The organism is Kineosporia sp. R_H_3, assembly GCF_002198675.1.
GTDB lineage: Bacteria > Actinomycetota > Actinomycetes > Actinomycetales > Kineosporiaceae > R-H-3.
The window spans coordinates 59,903-74,900 of the sequence record NZ_MWLL01000016.1 but is presented as its reverse complement, the minus strand read 5'-3'; the positions used below and the strand labels follow the sequence as shown (position 1 = coordinate 74,900).

The window sequence follows — 14,998 nt, the reverse complement described above, 5'->3', positions numbered from 1 at the left end:
CGTCGGGTCGTCCGGCAGGCCCGCGGCCCCGGCGACCGCCGCTCCGGCGGCGAGCGACGCGACCGGCGCCGCCGCCGGCAGGCCAGGGCCACCGAGGAGCGCCAGGAGCACCTGCTCCGAGGTCGGCCGCGCGTCGGGGTCCTTCGCGAGGCAGCGCACGACGAGGTCGTGCAGCGGCTCGGGGACGCCGTCCGTGTCCGGGTCGGCGTGGACGACCTGGTACATCAGGGCCACGAGGGTGTCGCCGCTGAACGGCGAGCGGCCGGTCGCCGCGAACACGACGGTGCAGGCCCACGAGAAGACGTCCGCGGGCGGGCCGACGACGAGCCCGGACAGCTGCTCGGGCGACATGTAGTTCGGCGAGCCGACGATCCGCCCCGTCGACGTCGTCTCCAGCGAGAGGTCGCGGGCGATGCCGAAGTCGATGACGCGCGGCCCGTCGGGGCCGAGCATGACGTTCGAGGGCTTGAGGTCGCGGTGCACGATCCGGGCCCGGTGGATCGCGGCGAGCGCCGTCGCCGTCGCGACCGCGAGCCGGTCGAGCGCGGCGCCGCGCAGCGGCCCCCGCTCCTTGACGTGCTGGGAGAGCGACGGCCCCTCGACGAACTCGCTGACGATGTAGGGGGTGTCACCGTCGACCTTCGCGTCGAGCACCTGGGCGACGCAGAACCGGGCCACGGTCCGGGCCGCGCCGATCTCCTTGACGAGGCGCTCGCGGGCGCTCGGCTCCTCGAGCCAGCCCGGGTGCAGCAGCTTGAGCGCGACGAGGTCGTCGTCCGGGGTGCGCGCGAGGTAGACGACGCCCTGCCCGCCCTGGGCGAGCCGCCGCACGACCCGGTAGCCGTCGACCTCGAGGGGGTCGCGCGTGCCCAGCGGCAGCTCCGCACGCACGGGCCGGATCCCCTCCCCGATGTCTCCTGCAGTGTCGTGCCCCCGCGGACACCCGGATCATGATGCCGCTGCGGCACCGCCCCGTCGAGGCCGCCGCCGTACGGCGGGTGTTCGGGCAGTGTCAGGACGGGCCGGTCAGACCCGCCGCAGCACCCCGCAGCCGGTGACGGCGACGGCGTACCCGAGGCGCGCGTTGACCGCGCGCATCGCGGCGTTCGAGTCGTCGTTGCCGGTCCAGGCCTCGGTGTAGCCGGCCGCGGCCGCCGCGCGCAGCGCCGCGATCTTCACGAGGCGGGCGAGCCCGCGGCCGCGGGCCTCGCGGAGCGTTCCGGTCATCCCCGACCACACCGCGCGGCGCTGCGGGTTCGTCTCGAGCAGCGCCAGCGAGAGCACCCGGCCGTCCGGGTCGACGGCGCCCCGGCTCAGCGCCCGGTCGAACCCCGGGGCGTCCCAGACGTCGGCGCGCCACTGGTCGAGGTCCATGGCGTCGAAGGTGACGTCGCCCGGCATGTCGAGGGTCGCCGCGGCGTCGCAGGCGTGCACGGCCTCGGCGGTGAGGTCGGCCACCGGCACGACGCGGACGCCGTCCGGCGGCGGCGGGGCGGCGGTGACGCCGGGCATGGTCTCGAGCACGGTGAGGTCGGCCCGCTGGAAGCGCTCCTGGCGGGTCACCGTGAACCCGTGCCGCCGGGCGAAGGCGACCGACCCCGCCTCGTCACCGGTGCGGCTGTGCAGGGTCGTGGCCCCGACGGCGAGCAGGTGCGCGTGCGCCCCGGCGAGCAGCGCGCTGCCGATGCCGCGGCGCCGGTGGCCGGGGTCGACGAGCACCGTCAGGTGTCCCTGGCCCGGCTCGGAGGTCTCGAGGTTCAGCCGCGCCGAGGCGTAGCCGACGACCCGGCCGCCGGACACCGCGACCCGCTGCACCCGCCGGGCCTGCGGCGAGACCACCGCGGCCAGGTGCCGCAACCGCTCCTCGGTCTGCAGGACGAGGTGCGGGTGGGTCTGCGTCCACAGCCGGACGACGTCGGGCAGGTCCTCGTCGACGAGGTCACGGACCTCGACCCCCGGGACCTCGACATCCCGGACCTCAGCGTTCATTCCGGACAGGCTAGCGGCGCCGGCACCCGAGGGGCGGCACACTGCTCGGCATCGTCCGCACGGGAGGCCCGCCATGCGCACACACCCGACGCGGCTCGTCACCGCCGGCGCCCTGCTCCTGCTCGCAGCGCCTCTGGCGGCCTGCGCCGACGAGACGGAGGCCGGTCGTGAGCGGCTCGCGCGCGCCCGGGCGACCTGGGCCGCCGCGGGCGTGACCGACTACGACCTCGTCGTCGACGGGTCGTGCTTCTGCACGTCGGCCGGTCTCGTCCGGATCCAGGTCCGTGCCGGTACGGCCACCGTGACGGGCGTCGAGCTCACGAACGAGGCCGGCGGCACGACACCGCCGGAGGGCACCCCGACGACGGTCGAGGCGCTGTTCGACGTCGTCGCGCGCTCGCTCGGGACCGCCGAGAAGGTCGGGGTGACCTACGACGGGCGCGGTGTCCCCACGACGATCGACATCGACATGATCCTGGCCGCCGTCGACGACGAGGTGACCTGGACGGCGTCCGTCACCCCGCGCTGACGACGCGCGTCAGCCCGCGAGCAGCTTCGCGAGCGGCTCGCGCGCGTCCGCCGGGTGCAGGCCGAGGCCCTCGAGGTCGTCGGCGGTCGCCCAGACGAGCTCGAAGCTGTTGTCCGGGTTGTTCTTCTCCAGCTCGGGACCGCCGAGCGTCGGGGTGCCGGTGACGTCGGTCATGAGGAAGTACGTCGCCTCGCGCTCGTTGTGCCGGCCGGTCCAGAGCACCCGCTCGATCCGCCCGACGAGGGACGTCTCCTCGGTGAGCTCGCGGACGACGGCCTCCTCGAGCGGCTCGCCGTCCTCGACGTGCCCGCCGGGCAGCACCGCGTAGTGGTGGCCGGGGCAGCGCGGGCCGGCCGGGCCGGGGACGGCCGTCCCGAGGGTGCGGCACATGATGCAGAGGTCAGGGCTGGGCTTGTGCAGGTACCGCTTCATGAGCAGCACCCGCTCGCCGTCGACGACGACCGCGACCGCGCGTTGTCCCGCCACGTCCTGAGTCCCTTCGCGAACCGCCACCCCGCGGGCAGCACCTCGGGTACCCGTCGGCAGCAGCGCCGGCGGCCTGAACCGATCCTCCCCCGAGGACGGCCCGACCCGTCAGGAGTTGCCGTCGAACAGGCTCGTCACCGAGCCGTCGTCGAAGACCTCGCGGATCGCGCGGGCGATGAGCGGGGCGATCGACAGGATCGTCAGCTGCGGGAACCGGCGGTCCTCGCCGATCGGCAGCGTGTTCGTGACGATGACCTCGCTGATCTTGCTCGAGCGCAGCCGGTCGACGGCCGGGCCGGAGAGGATCGCGTGCGTCGCGGCGACGATGACGTCGGCGGCGCCGTTCTCGACGAGCGCCTCGGCCGCCTGGGTGATCGTGCCGGCGGTGTCGATCATGTCGTCGACGAGCACGCACGTGCGGCCCTCGACGTCACCGACGACCTCGTGCACCTTGACCTGGTTCGGCACGCTCGGGTCGCGGCGCTTGTGGATGATCGCCAGCGGGGCGCCGAGCCGGTCGGACCAGTGGTCGGCCACCCGCACCCGGCCGGCGTCCGGCGAGACGACGGTGAGCCGGGCCCGGTCGACCCGCTTGCGGACGTGCTCGGTGAGCAGCGGCAGCGCCCAGAGGTGGTCGACCGGACCGTCGAAGAAGCCCTGGATCTGCGCGGTGTGCAGGTCGACCGACATGAGCCGGTGCGCGCCCGCGGTCTTGAAGAGGTCGGCCATGAGCCGGGCCGAGATCGGCTCCCGGCCGCGGTGCTTCTTGTCCTGCCGGGCGTACGGGAACGACGGCGCGATGACCGTGATCCGCTTGGCCGACGCCCGCTTCAGCGCGTCGACCATGATGAGCTGCTCCATGACCCACTGGTTGATGGGTGCGCTGTGGCTCTGGATGACGAACGCGTCGCAGCCGCGCACGCTCTCCCCGAACCGGACGTAGATCTCGCCGTTCGCGAACTCGTACGCGCTCGTCGGGACGAGCTCGACACCGAGCTCCTCGGCGACCTCCTCGGCGAGCTCGGGGTGCGCGCGGCCGCTGATGACGACCATCCGCTTCTCGCTCGTCGACGTGATGCCGGTGCTCATCGCGGCGTTCCCTCCTGCGTCCCGGCGGGCCCTGGCGCCTCACCGGACTCCTGTGCCGCGTGCGCGCGCGCCGCCGCCTTCGCGGCGGCGGTGCCGGGGCGGCGTCGTTCGACCCAGCCCTCGACGTTGCGCTGCTTCCCGCGGGCGACCGCCATCGCTCCCGGGGGGACGTCCGAGGTGATGACCGAGCCGGCGGCCGTGTAGGCGCCGTCCCCGATCGTCAGCGGTGCGACGAGCATGCTGTCGCTGCCGACCCGGACGTGGTCGCCGACGGTCGTCGGGTGCTTGGCGACGCCGTCGTAGTTGACGAAGACGGTCGCGGCGCCGATGTTCGAGCCCTCGCCGATCGTCGCGTCGCCGACGTACGACAGGTGCGGCACCTTCGACCCGGTGCCGATGACGGCCTTCTTCGTCTCGACGAAGGTGCCGATCCGGCCCGAGGCGCCGAGGTCGGTGCCGGCGCGCAGCGACGCGTACGGCCCGACGGTCGCCCCCGCGCCGATCCGGGAGCCGACGGCGTGCGCCCGGACGACGCTCGCGCCCTCGGCGACGACGCAGTCGGTGAGCGACGTCTCCGGGCCGACGACCGCGTCGCGGCGGACCTGCGTCGTGCCGTGGAGCATCGTGCCGGGCAGCAGGGTGACGTCCGGCTCGAGGGTCACCGTGACGTCGAGCCACGTGGTCGCCGGGTCGACGACGGTGACGCCGGCCCGCATCCAGGCCTCGACGACGCGCCGGTTCAGCTCGCGCCCGAGGGCCGCGAGCTGGACCCGGTCGTTGACGCCCTCGACCTGCCACACGTCGTCCGTCGTCACCGCGGCGACGCCGAGGCCGTCGGCCCGGGCCACCGCGAGCACGTCCGTGAGGTACTTCTCGCCCTGGGCGTTGTCGGTGCCGACCCGGGCCAGCGCGCTGCGGAGCACGGCGGCGTCGAAGGCGTAGATGCCCGAGTTGATCTCGCTCACCGCGCGCTGGGCGTCGTCCGCGTCCTTGTGCTCGACGATGCCGGTCACCGCGCCCGAGGCGTCCCGCAGGACCCGGCCGTAGCCGGTGGGGTCGGCGACGTGCGCCGTGAGCACGCTCGCGGCCGCGCCGGACGCCGTGTGCCGGGCCACGAGGTCGGCGAGCGTCGCGCCGTCGAGCAGCGGGACGTCCCCGTAGGTGACGACGACGGTGCCGGCGAGATCGGCGGGCAGCACCTCGAGGCCGCACTCGACGGCCCGGCCGGTGCCCTTGACCTCGTCCTGGTCGGCGACGAGCGCGCCGGGGTCGACGGCGGCGACGTGCGCGGCGACCCGGTCCCGCTCGTGCCGCACGACGACGACGAGGTGCTCCGGGTCGAGGGTGCGCGCGGCGGCGATCGAGTGCCCGAGCAGGGAGCGGCCGCCGATGGGGTGGAGCACCTTCGGGGTCGCCGACTTCATCCGCGTACCTTCGCCGGCCGCAAGGACGACGACGGCAGCCGGGCGGTGCTGGCTCACGCGGAGATCCCCCTCGGCGCCAGTGGCTGGTAAGGCACCGCGATCCTACCCGCCGGCCGGGGCCGGACCGGCCGACAGGGCGTGAGGCCGACCACGGCCGACCACGCCCCGCCGGCGCCGGTCTGCTCCGCCCCCAGGATTCGAACCCGGCCCTCAAGGCACCAAAGGCCTGTGTGCTGCCGCTACACCAGGGCGGAACGCCCGCTTCGTCCGTGCCGCACGCGCTGCCCGCGCGTCCGGACGGTCCGCGGACCGGTGCAAGTGTGCCAAGTCCCGGGCCCGGGTTCACCCCCGGTCCGGCGCGGCGGGCCCGGCCGGGCCGGGCGACCGTGCCGCGGGGCACCCCGGCGTGCACGGCATGATGGGCGCGTGACGACGTCCCGGGAGGCCCGCGACGCCGGCCCCGGCCGGCCCGCGCGGTCCGCGCCGCGCGCCCGGATGACGGGCAAGCAGCGGCGCGAGCAGCTCCTGGACGTCGGCCGCGGGCTCTTCGCGGAGAAGGGCTTCGAGGGCACGAGCGTCGAGGAGATCGCCGCCACGGCGCAGGTCTCCAAGCCGGTCGTCTACGAGCACTTCGGCGGCAAGGAAGGGCTCTACGCCGTCGTCGTCGACCGCGAGATCGCCTCGCTCCTGGACGCGATCAACCGCTCGCTGCAGACCGGCGCGCACCCGCGGCTCATGCTGGAGCAGGCCGCGTTCGCCCTCCTGGACTACATCGAGACCTCGACCGACGGCTTCCGCATCCTCGTGCGCGACTCCCCCGTCGCGCAGTCGACAGGCACGTTCGCCAGCCTCATCTCGGACGTCGCGAACCAGGTCGAGTACCTGCTCGCCGCCGAGTTCAAGGCGCGCGGGCTGGAGCCGAAGGCCGCACCGCTCTACGCGCAGATGCTCGTCGGGATGGTCGCGCTCACCGGGCAGCACTGGCTCGACGTCCGTAAGCCGAAGAAGGCCGAGGTCGCCGCGCACCTGGTGAACCTCGCCTGGAACGGGCTGTCCGGGCTCGAGCGGCGCCCCCGGCTCAAGGGGCCGCGGCCGTGACCGACGCCTCCCAGGACGCCGTCGTCGGCGACGAGGTCGACCGGATCGTCGCCGCCTGGCGGCGCGAGGTGCCCGGCGTCGACGTCGGCCCGCTCGAGGTGCTCTCCCGGGTGAGCCGGCTGGCGCACCACCTCGACCGGCACCGGGCCGCCGCGTTCGCCGGACCGGGCGTCGAGCCGTGGGAGTTCGACGTCCTCGCGGCGCTGCGCCGGTCCGGGGCGCCCTACGAGCTGTCCGCGGGCCGGCTCACGACCGAGACGCTCGTGACGAGCGGGACGATGACGAACCGGGTCGACCGGCTCGCCGCCCGCGGGCTCGTCGTGCGCCGTCCGGACCCGGACGACGGCCGCGGCGTCCTCGTCGGCCTCACCGACGCGGGGCGCACCGTCGTCGAGGCCGCCCTGGCCGCCCTCGTCGACCGCGAGCGCGCGCTCCTCGCGGACCTCTCCCCCGCGGACCGCACGGCCCTCGCCGGCCTCCTGCGCCGGCTCGTCGCCCCCTTCGACACCCGCCCCTGACACCGACCGGCGGGGTCAGCCGGTGGCGTCGGCCAGCTCGAGCCAGGTCTCCTCGAGGGCCTCGCGCTCGGCGGCGATCGCGCGGAGCTTCGCGTCGAGGGCGAGCACGGCCTGGTGGTCGGTCGCCTTCTCCGCCATCTCGGCGTGGATCTTCTCCTCGGACGACGTGAGCTTGGCGATCTGCCGCTCGATGCGGGTGAGCTCCTTGCGGGCGGCCCGGACGTCGCCGGCGTTCGGGCCGGGCGCCGCGGATGCCGCCGGCGCGGCCGCGGCCGGTGCACCGGCCGTCGAGCCGACGCCCGTGCCGGAGCCGGACGCCGCCCCGAAGGCGGAGGGGGCGGCGAGGGAGCCGTGCGCGGGCCGGGCGTCCTCCTGGGCGCGGCGCAGCTCGAGGTACTGCTCGACGCCGCCGGGCAGGTCGCGCAGCCGGCCGTCGCCGAGCAGGGCGACCTGGCGGTCGGTGACCCGCTCGAGCAGGTACCGGTCGTGGGAGACGACGAGGAGCGTGCCCGGCCAGCCGTCGAGGGTGTCCTCGACCGCGGCGAGGGTGTCGGTGTCGAGGTCGTTCGTCGGCTCGTCGAGCGCGAGCACGTTCGGCTCGCCCATGAGCAGGCGCAGCAGCTGCAGCCGCCGCCGCTCGCCGCCGGAGAGCTCGCCGACCGGCGTCCAGACCCGCTCGCGGGTGAACCCGAGCCGCTCGAGGAGCTGCCCGGCCGTGACGTCCTTGTCGCCGATCCGCACCGAGCCGCGGACCTTCTCGACCGCCTCCTGGACGCGCAGGTCCGCGACCGCGTCGAGCTCGCGGACCTCCTGCGTGAGCATCGCGGCCTGCACGGTCTTGCCGCGCTTGACCCGGCCGGCCGCCGGCTGCAGCTCGCCGAGGAGCAGCCGCATGAGCGTCGTCTTGCCCGAGCCGTTGACGCCGACGATGCCGATCCGCTCGCCCGGGCCGATCCGCCACGTGACGTCGCGCAGCAGGGTGCGCGCGTCGCCGCCGGAGCCGACCGTCATCGTCACGTCCTCGAGGTCGAGGACGTCCTTGCCGAGCCGGGCCGTGGCCATCCGCTCGAGCGCCAGCCCGTCGCGGGGCGGCGGCTCGTCGGCGATGAGGGCGTTCGCGGCGTCGATCCGGAACCGGGGCTTGCTCGTGCGCGCGGGGGGGCCGCGGCGCAGCCAGGCCAGCTCCTTTCGGAGCAGGTTGCGGCGGCGCTCCTCGGTCGCCGCGGCGACCCGGGACCGCTCGGCGCGGGCGAGCACGTAGGCGGCGTAGCCGCCCTCGAAGGAGTCGACGACCCCGTCGTGCACCTCCCACGTCCGCTCGCTCACGGCGTCGAGGAACCACCGGTCGTGGGTGACGACGGCGAGCCCGCCGCGGCCCTTCGGCCAGCGGTCGCGCAGGTGCCGGGCGAGCCAGTCGACGCCCTCGACGTCGAGGTGGTTCGTCGGCTCGTCGAGCAGGACGACGTCGTGCGGGCGGGTGAGCAGCGCGGCGAGCGCGACCCGCCGCCGCTGCCCGCCGGACAGCCGCCCGACGAGGGCGTCGAGGCCGCCGACCGCGGGTGCGTCGAGGCCGCCGAGCAGCCCCGTGAGGACGTCGCGGACGGCGGCGTCCGCCGCCCAGACGTGGTCGGGGACGTCCCCGACGACGGCGTGCCGGACGTCGGCCGCCGGGTCGAGGTCGTCGCCCTGGCTGAGCATGCCGAGATCGAGGCCGCCGGAGTGGGTGACCCGGCCGGCGTCGGGCTCCTGCTGCTTGGCGAGCACCCGCAGCAGGGTCGACTTGCCGTCACCGTTGCGGCCGACGACCCCGATCCGGTCCCCGTCGTCGATCCCGAGCGAGACGGCGCCGAGCACCGTCCGGGCGGCGAAGGCCACGGTGACGGACTCGACGTTCAGCAGGTGCGCCATCGCCGGACCTCAGAGCAGCCGGGCGCCGGGGACCGGACCGCGGCAGCGACGCACGTCGTCCGCCGCACCGGACGCCGTGAGCGCCACGCTGATGTCGAGGGCCTGCTCGTGGTCGCGCACGAGGAAGGCCACGGTCGGGCCGGAGCCGGAGACCATCGCGCCGAGCGCGCCGTACTCGCGGCCGACCTCCAGGGTGCGCTCGAGGGCCGGGGCGAGCGAGCACGCGGCGGGCTGCAGGTCGTTCTCGAGGGCCTCGCCGAGCGCCTCGGCGTCCCCGGAGCGCAGCGCCTGCATGAGCCCGTCCGGGACCGTCGGCGCGGGCACGTCGCGGCCCGTGCGGAGCCGGTCGAGCTCGCCGTAGACGGCCGGCGTCGACAGGCCCGCCTCGTTGAGCGCGACGACCCACTCGTACTCGCCGCGGGCCAGCGCCGGGGTGAGCCGCTCGCCGCGGCCGGTGCCGACGGCGGTGCCGCCGACGAGGGCGAAGGGGACGTCGCTGCCGAGCTCGGCCGCGAGCCCGGCGAGGTCGTCGCGGGACATCCCGGTCTGCCACAGGGCGTCGCACGCGAGCAGTGCCGCCGCGGCGTCCGCCGAGCCGCCGGCCATCCCGCCCGCGACGGGGATCTGCTTCTTGATGTGCAGGTGCACGCCGTCGTCGACGCCGGCCCGCTCGGCGAGGAGCAGGGCGGCCCGGACGGCGAGGTTCGTCGCGTCGCAGGGCACGCTCCCGGCGTGGACGCCCTCGACGCTCACGGTCACGTCGTCGGCCGGGGTCGCGGTGACGTCGTCGACGAGGGAGACGGCGTGGAAGACGTTGACGAGCTCGTGGAAGCCGTCGTCGCGCAGGGGGCCGACGACGAGCGCGAGGTTGACCTTGCCCGGCGCACGGGCGGTCACGCCGCGGGCGGTCGGGTGGCTCGTGGTCATCGGCTCGACCCTAGGGCATCCCCGGCGCCCTGCAGCCGGGCGGTGGCCACCGCGGCGAACTGCTCGACGGAGAGCATCTCGCCGCGGGCCGACGGGTCGACCCCGGCGGCCCGCAGGACGGTCTCGGCGGCGGGTGCCGAGCCGGCCCAGCCCGCGAGCGCCGCCCGCAGCGTCTTGCGGCGCTGCGCGAACGCGGCGTCGACGCACCGGAAGACCTCGGCACGGGGCGCCGGGGTGGTCGGCGGCTCCCGGCGGGTGAACCCGACGAGGCCGGAGTCGACGTTCGGGACGGGCCAGAAGACCCCGCGCGGCACGGTCCCGGCGCGGCGGACGTCGGCGTACCAGGCGGCCTTGACCGACGGGACGCCGTACGGCTTGTCGCCGGGCCGGGCCGCGAGCCGGTCGGCCACCTCGAGCTGCACCATGACGAGCCCGGTCCGCAGCGACGGCAGCCGCTCGAGCAGCTGGAGGACGACCGGGACGGCGACGTTGTACGGCAGGTTCGCGACGAGCGCGGACGGCGCCGCGCCGGTCGTCGGGCCGGTCGGCAGCGCGGTGACGGCGAGCGCGTCGGCCTCGACGACGACGAGCCGGTGCGCGACGTCCGGCGCCCGCTCCGCGACGGTGCCGGGCAGCGCCTGCGCGAGCACGGGGTCGATCTCGACCGCGACGACGTCCGCGCCGGTCGCGAGCAGCGCGAGCGTCAGGGAGCCGAGACCGGGCCCGACCTCGACGACGGTGTCCCCCGGGCCGACACCGGCGAGCCGGGCGATCCGGCGCACGGTGTTCGCGTCGTGGACGAAGTTCTGCCCGAGCGTCTTCGTCGGGCGCACCCCGAGGGCCTCGGCGAGCCGGCGGACGTCGGTGGCGCCGAGCAGCGCGACGGCGTCGTGCGCCGCGGGCTGCGGCGCGACCGGGTCGGACATGGGGCTACCTTCCCAGACGGCCGCGCCCGGCGGACCGAAGGGTCCGCCGGGCGCGGGACGTCGTGGCCGGGCCGCGGGCCGGGCTACGGCTGGTGCAGGGTGCGGGCCGGTCAGGTGAAGAGCCGGGGACCGCAGTGCGGCCACTGGCCGGCGCCGGCCTTCTTGTAGAGCAGCTTCGCTCGGTACGTCTGCTCGGCCGCCGACGCCTGGCTCGGCAGGCCGGAGCCGCCGACGGCGCGCCACGTCGAGACGCTGAACTGGTAGAGCCCGTGGTAGAGCCCGTTCGAGCTGACGATCGACGGGTTGCCGCCGGACTCGCACTTCGCGAGCGCGGCCCAGTTGAGGCTGTCGGCACCCGCGACGGAGCCGCCGCCGCCACCGGACGAGGACGCCGGCCGGGCCTTCGTGCCGACCTGGACGACCTGCGTCACCGGCTTCTTCGTGACGGTCGCGTCGACGAGCTTCTTGCTGACGACCTTGCCGTCGGCGAGGGTCACGGCGTACGTCGCCTTGCGGCTGCCCTGGACGCCCTCGGTGACGACCTTCTTCTCGCCCTTGTAGAGCTTGGCGCTCTTCACGGACTTCGTGGTGTACGAGACCTTCTCGGTCTTCGTCACGGTCTTCTTGTCGATCCGGGTCACGGCCACGACGAGGCCCTTGACCGTCGGCGTCGACTCCAAGACCGAGAGCTTGTCGTCCTTGCCGAGCGTGAGGCCCTGCTCGTCGAGGAGGTCGCCGACGGTCGGGGCCGTCGTCGTGACCTTGGCGCGCTTGCCGTCGGCGACGAGCGTCACCTTCTTCGGCGTCGTGACGACGAGGGCGAGGCCCTGCCGGCCGAGCGGGAGCGAGCGCGACGCGGAGAGCCGGGCCCCGTCGGCGCGGATGCCGACGGCCCGCAGCGCGGAGTCGACGGTGAGCTCCGTCGTCCAGAAGGTCTGCGTCTTGCCGTCGACCGAGACCTCGAGCTGGCGCGCGTACCGGACGACGACGTCGTCGCCGTCCTCGATCTTCGCCGCCGGCGAGGGGGCGACGACGTCGCGCGCACCGAGCCGGATGCCGCGGGCCGCGAGCAGCTCGCCGACCGTGTCGGCGTCCTCGGAGACCAGCGTGGTCCTGCCGTCGACCGTGAGGTCCACGTCGGTGTCCTGGTTCGCGAACGCGACGGTGCCGCCGACGACCGCGGTGAGGACGGCCGCCTGGGCGCCGAGCCGCAGGACGCGGCCCTTGCCGGGCTTGCCGATGAGAACGTTGAGCACGACGCTCCAGACCTTGCGATGTCCGAGCACGGCGACCGGGGGCGGGCGCATCTTCGTCTCGTCGCATCCGTGCGACGGTGGAGGACGCCTGCGTGCCCCCGGTACGCGCTCCCTGCCGTGGGGAGGTCGTCCCGGTGGCGGTGCGGTGCGCGTCGCGCGTTGCCCCCGAGGTCGACCGACCCCGGCTGTCGGGCGCCAACGTAATCGAAACGAGACCGGGGACCAAGCCACACAGCGTCGCGAGAACGGCCCCCGACACGCCGCACGACCTGACGCTCCGGAGTCTTCGCAGGTCAGAGCCGGGTTGCTCCGGGTGTTCGAGGTCACAGCAGTTGTTACACGCAGATGACCTCCATCGCCGTGTCGCGCGTGTCGGCGTGGTGTTCGAGAGCCGTTCCCGGCATGCCGGGCGGGGCGGATGTGACTGGTGTGACTGGTGTTTCGCGCTGCGTGCTCACCATGGGCCGTACAGGGCCTCGGACGTCGCGTCCAGCCGCGCGCAGAGCGCATCCAGGTCGACCTCGAGCACCTCCGCCATGCGACGCACGGTGAGCGGCACGAGGTAGCCCGCGTTGACCTTGCCGCGGTACGGCGCCGGGGTGAGGTACGGCGCGTCGGTCTCCACGAGCACCTGCTCGAGCGGGACGGCGCGCAGGGCGTCGCGCAGCTCCTGCGCGTTCTTGAACGTCAGGGTGCCCGCGAAGGACAGGAACCACCCGTTGTCGGCGCAGACCTTCGCCATCGCGGCGTCCCCGGAGAAGCAGTGGAAGACGGTGCGCGCGGGTGCGCCCTCGGCGGCGAGCACGTCGAGGACGGCGTCGTGCGCGTCCCGGTCGTGGATCTGCAGCACCTTGCCGAGCCGCTTGGCGAGGTCGACGTGCCGCGCGAACGACTCGACCTGCGCCGCCCGGCCGGCGGTGTCGTCGGCGTCCACCCAGTAGTGGTCGAGCCCGGTCTCGCCGACGACCCGCACCCGCGGGTGCGCCGCGAGCGCCTCGATCTCGGCGAACGCCTCCTCGAGCGCCTTCCGCCCGCTCACCGGATCCGGTTGCGCCGCAACGATCCTGGTCGCCTCGGTCGGGTGCAGCGCGACCCCGCCGAGCACCTGCGGGAAGCGGTCGACGACGTCTACCGTCCACCGCGCGGACTCGAGCTCGCAGCCGATCTGCACGTGCCGCGTCACGTTGACCGCGGCCGCCGCGGCGATCGCGTCCGCGACGTCGAACGGCTCGTCCCCGCCACGGGTGTGGTCGAGGTGGGCGTGGTTGTCGACGACGGGCAGGGGCAGCGGCTCGGGCGCCGGCGGACGGGAGAAGGCCACGCCCCGATTCTGCCGTCCCGATGTCACCACCTCGTTCACATCATGTGGTGAGGACCGGCCACCACCTCGGCGCCTACGTTCCGAGCACCCGCAGTCCCCCGGACGATCGGAACAGGAAGCGCCATGACTCTCTCCCCCACCACCCTCAGCCGGTCCGCAGGCCTGGCCGCCGTCGCCTCCGGGCTGCTGTTCATCGGCGTCCAGGTCGCCCACCCGCACCTCGACGCGGTCACCGTCACGAGCACCGAGATGCTCGTCCGCGACAGCCTCAAGGTGGTCATGGCCGCCCTGGCGCTGCTCGGCATCACCGGCATGTACCTGCGCCAGGTGCGGCAGGCCGGGGTCCTCGGCCTCGTCGGCTACCTCCTGCTGGCCGCCGGCTACCTGCTCATCGCCTGCACCGCGTTCGTGGCGGCGTTCGTCCTGCCGTCGGTCGCGGCCGCCGTCCCGGCGTACGTCGACGACGTCACCGCGGTGGCGACCGGCGGCCAGGCGGTCGGCGACATCGGCCACCTCGCCACGGTGATCAAGCTCCAGGGCGTCGCCTACCTCGGCGGCGGTCTGCTCCTCGGCGTCGCGATGTACCGGGCCCGGGTGCTGGCCCGGTGGGCCTGCCTGCTCCTCGCCGTCGGCGGCGTCGTCTCGGCGGCCCTGACCTTCATGCCCGACGCGTTCTTCCGGCTGCTCGCGTTCCCGAACGGCATCGCGATGATCGCGCTCGGCTGGTCGCTGTGGAGCGTCGGCGGCAGCACCACCGGCACCGGTGCGGCCGCCGGGACGTCTCCGGTGCTCGCCGCGACGGCCGTCGAGTGACCCGCGCCGCGGGCGGGTGGCGGGTGCCGCTGGCCCTGGTGGCCCTGGTGGTCCTCCCGCTCGCCGCCGGGTCGCTGCGGATCGTCGAGATCCTCGGCGGCCCGCGGCTGCTCCCGGAGAACCCCCGGGTGGACGCCGTCCCGGTGCCGCTCGTGCTGCACGTCGTCGCGGCGGCCGTCTACGCCGTCCTCGGGGCGTTCCAGCTCTCCGCCCGGCAGCGTCGCGCGCACCCCGACCGGCACCGCCGCAACGGCCGGGCGGCCGTCGTCGCCGGTGCCGTGGTGGCCCTGTCCGGGGTCTGGATGACGCTGTTCTACCCGGACGCGCCGGGCGGCGTGCTGCTCCAGGTCGTCCGGTTCGTCGTCGGGACGGCGGTCGCCGCCGGCGTCGTCCTCGGCGTCACCGCCGTGCGCCGGCGGGACGTCCCCGCCCACCGCGCCTGGATGATCCGGGCGTACGCGCTGGCCGTGGCCGCCGGCACCCAGACCTTCACGCAGGGCTTCGGCAACGCGCTCTTCGGCACGGGCGACCTCAGCACGGCGCTGTCGCTCACCGCGGGGTGGGTGCTCAACGCCGTCGTCGCCGAGGTCGTCGTCCGGCGTCCACGCGCCGGCCGCAGGGCCGCCGTCGCCGTCGCCGGGGACGCCCCCGGGGATACTGTGGGCGTCCGGACGCGGTGACGGCGTCGGCGGGAGCCCCCGCCGCGACGCCCGG

Annotated in this window: 15 protein-coding genes and 1 tRNA gene; 5 read left to right on the top strand and 11 right to left on the bottom strand. The window is 75.1% G+C overall.

The annotated features are described in order from the left end of the window. Nucleotides 1–891: serine/threonine-protein kinase (locus ECOMGDLI_RS01635; RefSeq protein WP_143447427.1), on the bottom strand; the 891-nt coding region annotated here is incomplete at its 3' end. 135 nt (nucleotides 892–1,026) lie between these two features. After that, complete coding sequence (locus ECOMGDLI_RS01630; RefSeq protein WP_158220840.1) at nucleotides 1,027–1,989, bottom strand: GNAT family N-acetyltransferase; 963 nt, start codon at nucleotides 1,987–1,989, stop codon at nucleotides 1,027–1,029. A gap of 73 nt (nucleotides 1,990–2,062) precedes the next feature. On the opposite strand from ECOMGDLI_RS01630, the gene ECOMGDLI_RS01625 reads away from it, so the two are divergent. Then, a complete protein-coding gene (locus ECOMGDLI_RS01625; protein ID WP_088312948.1) occupies nucleotides 2,063–2,518 on the top strand; it encodes a DUF6174 domain-containing protein in 456 nt (151 codons plus the stop codon). 9 nt (nucleotides 2,519–2,527) lie between these two features. On the opposite strand, the gene ECOMGDLI_RS01620 is transcribed toward ECOMGDLI_RS01625, so the two are convergent. From ECOMGDLI_RS01620 to ECOMGDLI_RS01605, 4 genes are all read right to left on the bottom strand, one after another. Beyond that, nucleotides 2,528–3,004: an NUDIX hydrolase gene (locus ECOMGDLI_RS01620; protein WP_198954434.1), complete on the bottom strand. Its 477-nt coding sequence runs from the start codon at nucleotides 3,002–3,004 to the stop codon at nucleotides 2,528–2,530. Nucleotides 3,005–3,112: 108 nt separating this feature from the next. Beyond that, nucleotides 3,113–4,093 carry a ribose-phosphate diphosphokinase gene (locus ECOMGDLI_RS01615; protein ID WP_088312946.1) on the bottom strand — a complete coding sequence of 327 codons (981 nt, stop codon included), beginning with the start codon at nucleotides 4,091–4,093 and terminating at the stop codon, nucleotides 3,113–3,115. Beyond that, nucleotides 4,090–5,574 carry a bifunctional UDP-N-acetylglucosamine diphosphorylase/glucosamine-1-phosphate N-acetyltransferase GlmU gene (gene glmU / locus ECOMGDLI_RS01610; RefSeq protein WP_088312944.1) on the bottom strand — a complete coding sequence of 495 codons (1,485 nt, stop codon included), beginning with the start codon at nucleotides 5,572–5,574 and terminating at the stop codon, nucleotides 4,090–4,092. Before glmU ends, ECOMGDLI_RS01615 begins: the two co-directional genes overlap by 4 nt. A gap of 125 nt (nucleotides 5,575–5,699) precedes the next feature. After that, nucleotides 5,700–5,771 (bottom strand) — tRNA-Gln (locus tag ECOMGDLI_RS01605). Between the two features lie 172 nt (nucleotides 5,772–5,943). On the opposite strand from ECOMGDLI_RS01605, the gene ECOMGDLI_RS01600 reads away from it, so the two are divergent. Both ECOMGDLI_RS01600 and ECOMGDLI_RS01595 read left to right on the top strand, forming a co-directional pair. Continuing rightward, nucleotides 5,944–6,615: a TetR/AcrR family transcriptional regulator gene (locus ECOMGDLI_RS01600; RefSeq protein WP_233153256.1), complete on the top strand. Its 672-nt coding sequence runs from the start codon at nucleotides 5,944–5,946 to the stop codon at nucleotides 6,613–6,615. Further along, nucleotides 6,612–7,133: a MarR family winged helix-turn-helix transcriptional regulator gene (locus tag ECOMGDLI_RS01595; RefSeq protein WP_088312942.1), complete on the top strand. Its 522-nt coding sequence runs from the start codon at nucleotides 6,612–6,614 to the stop codon at nucleotides 7,131–7,133. Before ECOMGDLI_RS01600 ends, ECOMGDLI_RS01595 begins: the two co-directional genes overlap by 4 nt. Before the next feature lie 15 nt (nucleotides 7,134–7,148). Here ECOMGDLI_RS01595 and ECOMGDLI_RS01590 read toward each other — a convergent pair whose 3' ends face one another. The 5 genes from ECOMGDLI_RS01590 to ECOMGDLI_RS01570 form a co-directional block, all read right to left on the bottom strand. Then, a complete protein-coding gene (locus ECOMGDLI_RS01590) occupies nucleotides 7,149–9,041 on the bottom strand; it encodes an ABC-F family ATP-binding cassette domain-containing protein (protein ID WP_088312940.1) in 1,893 nt (630 codons plus the stop codon). Between the two features lie 9 nt (nucleotides 9,042–9,050). Continuing rightward, complete coding sequence (locus ECOMGDLI_RS01585) at nucleotides 9,051–9,968, bottom strand: 4-(cytidine 5'-diphospho)-2-C-methyl-D-erythritol kinase (protein WP_088312937.1); 918 nt, start codon at nucleotides 9,966–9,968, stop codon at nucleotides 9,051–9,053. Next, nucleotides 9,965–10,894 carry a 16S rRNA (adenine(1518)-N(6)/adenine(1519)-N(6))-dimethyltransferase RsmA gene (gene rsmA / locus ECOMGDLI_RS01580; protein WP_088312935.1) on the bottom strand — a complete coding sequence of 310 codons (930 nt, stop codon included), beginning with the start codon at nucleotides 10,892–10,894 and terminating at the stop codon, nucleotides 9,965–9,967. Before rsmA ends, ECOMGDLI_RS01585 begins: the two co-directional genes overlap by 4 nt. Before the next feature lie 110 nt (nucleotides 10,895–11,004). Then, the gene (locus ECOMGDLI_RS01575) at nucleotides 11,005–12,201 is read right to left on the bottom strand and encodes a resuscitation-promoting factor (protein WP_158220839.1); all 1,197 of its coding nucleotides are present in this window, start codon (nucleotides 12,199–12,201) and stop codon (nucleotides 11,005–11,007) included. Between the two features lie 403 nt (nucleotides 12,202–12,604). Next, nucleotides 12,605–13,471, bottom strand: coding sequence for a TatD family hydrolase (locus tag ECOMGDLI_RS01570; protein WP_088312931.1), 867 nt, complete (start codon nucleotides 13,469–13,471; stop codon nucleotides 12,605–12,607). Between the two features lie 123 nt (nucleotides 13,472–13,594). Between ECOMGDLI_RS01570 and ECOMGDLI_RS01565 the strand changes: the two genes are divergently transcribed. Next, on the top strand, nucleotides 13,595–14,284 hold the full coding sequence (locus ECOMGDLI_RS01565) for a hypothetical protein (protein ID WP_088312929.1): 690 nt from the start codon (nucleotides 13,595–13,597) through the stop codon (nucleotides 14,282–14,284). After that, nucleotides 14,281–14,964, top strand: a complete 684-nt coding sequence (locus ECOMGDLI_RS01560; protein ID WP_198954433.1) for a DUF2306 domain-containing protein — start codon at nucleotides 14,281–14,283, stop codon at nucleotides 14,962–14,964. The genes ECOMGDLI_RS01565 and ECOMGDLI_RS01560 overlap by 4 nt, the downstream gene beginning before the upstream one ends. Nucleotides 14,965–14,998 lie beyond the last annotated feature (34 nt).

Excerpts from the sequence above, each read along its gene's own strand:
- ECOMGDLI_RS01630 (WP_158220840.1), bottom strand. The coding sequence starts at position 1,989 with ATGAACGCTGAGGTCCGGGATGTCGAGGTCCCGGGGGTCGAGGTCCGT.
- ECOMGDLI_RS01625 (WP_088312948.1), top strand. The coding sequence starts at position 2,063 with ATGCGCACACACCCGACGCGGCTCGTCACCGCCGGCGCCCTGCTCCTG.
- ECOMGDLI_RS01615 (WP_088312946.1), bottom strand. The coding sequence starts at position 4,093 with ATGAGCACCGGCATCACGTCGACGAGCGAGAAGCGGATGGTCGTCATC.
- ECOMGDLI_RS01590 (WP_088312940.1), bottom strand. The coding sequence starts at position 9,041 with ATGGCGCACCTGCTGAACGTCGAGTCCGTCACCGTGGCCTTCGCCGCC.
- ECOMGDLI_RS01585 (WP_088312937.1), bottom strand. The coding sequence starts at position 9,968 with ATGACCACGAGCCACCCGACCGCCCGCGGCGTGACCGCCCGTGCGCCG.
- rsmA (WP_088312935.1), bottom strand. The coding sequence starts at position 10,894 with ATGTCCGACCCGGTCGCGCCGCAGCCCGCGGCGCACGACGCCGTCGCG.
- ECOMGDLI_RS01575 (WP_158220839.1), bottom strand. The coding sequence starts at position 12,201 with ATGCGCCCGCCCCCGGTCGCCGTGCTCGGACATCGCAAGGTCTGGAGC.
- ECOMGDLI_RS01565 (WP_088312929.1), top strand. The coding sequence starts at position 13,595 with ATGACTCTCTCCCCCACCACCCTCAGCCGGTCCGCAGGCCTGGCCGCC.